This window comes from Kitasatospora sp. NPDC001664 (genome assembly GCF_053596675.1).
Window position 1 is genome coordinate 1 of record NZ_JBSFGS010000100.1, and the last position, 1,148, is coordinate 1,148.

The following is a 1,148-nucleotide window of genomic DNA, read 5'->3' on the forward strand; positions in this document are numbered from 1 at the left end:
CTAGTGTCCTGAGTCCTTGATCCGTCGGATGTATCCGGCGAGGGATTCGAGGATCTGGTCAGCGGGTTTGGTCCAGACGTAGGGCCGGGGGTCGGTGTTCCAGTCGGCGACCCAGGCGCGGATGTCGCGTTCGAGGGCCTGGACGGAGCGGTGGACGCCGCGGCGGAGCTTCTTGTTGGTGAGCTCGGCGAACCACCGCTCGACCAGGTTCAGCCAGGACGAGCCGGTCGGCGTGAAGTGCAGGTGGAAGCGTGGGTGTGTCAGCAGCCACTTCTTGACCGTCTCGGTCTTGTGGGTCGCGTAGTTGTCGCAGACCAGGTGCACCTCCAGGCCGGCCGGGACCTCCCGGTCCAGCTTGGCGAGGAACTTCCTGAACTCGGCGGCGCGGTGACGCCGGTGAAGGGAGCCGATCACCTTGCCCGTGGCCGTGTCCAGGGCGGCGAACAGTGTCGTGGTGCCCGCGCGCAGGTAGTCGTGGCTGGCCCGTTCCGGGACACCGGGCATCATCGGCAGCACCGGCTGCGAGCGGTCCAGAGCCTGGATCTGGGACTTCTCGTCAACGCAGAGCACCAACGCCCGCTCGGGCGGGTCGAGGTAGAGCCCGACGACGTCGTGGACCTTGTCGACGAAGAACGGGTCGGTGGACAGCTTGAACGACTCGGCCCGGTGGGGCTGAAGGCCGAACGCCCGCCAGACCCGCGAGACCGTGGACTGTGACAGGCCGACCCGCTCGGCCATCGAGCGGGTCGACCAGTGCGTGGCGTTCTTCGGTTTCGTCTCCAGTGTCGCGCGGACCAGCTCGGCGACCTGCTCGTCGGTGACCGTCCGGACCCGGCCTGGGCGGGGTGCGTCGCCGAGGCCGTCCAGGCGGTCCACGAGAAAGCGGCTCCGCCACTTGGAGACCGTCTCCGTGGTAACCCCGGTTGAGGCGGCCACCGAACTGGCCGAGCGGGGCAGCCCGTCAGGCTCGACCTCGGCACACGCAAGGACGATCCGGGCTCTCAACGCCAGGGCCTGCGGGGTGGACTGGCCCCGCACCCAGGTGCCGAGCACCTGCCGCTCGTGATCCGACAACACCAGCTCGGCCAGCCTCGGCCCAGGACGTCCCATGCACTGACCAACGACGGATCAAGGACTCAGGACACTAG

Annotated in this window: 1 protein-coding gene; it reads right to left on the reverse strand. The window is 68.5% G+C overall.

The features are described from left to right. On the reverse strand, nt 1-1,110 hold the full coding sequence (locus ACWCYY_RS40860) for an IS630 family transposase (protein ID WP_449798987.1): 1,110 nt from the start codon (nt 1,108-1,110) through the stop codon (nt 1-3). Nucleotides 1,111-1,148: the final 38 nt, after the last annotated feature.

What these genes read in the sequence shown, in the direction of transcription:
- ACWCYY_RS40860 (WP_449798987.1), bottom strand. Translation starts at nt 1,110, where the DNA reads ATGGGACGTCCTGGGCCGAGGCTGGCCGAGCTGGTGTTGTCGGATCAC.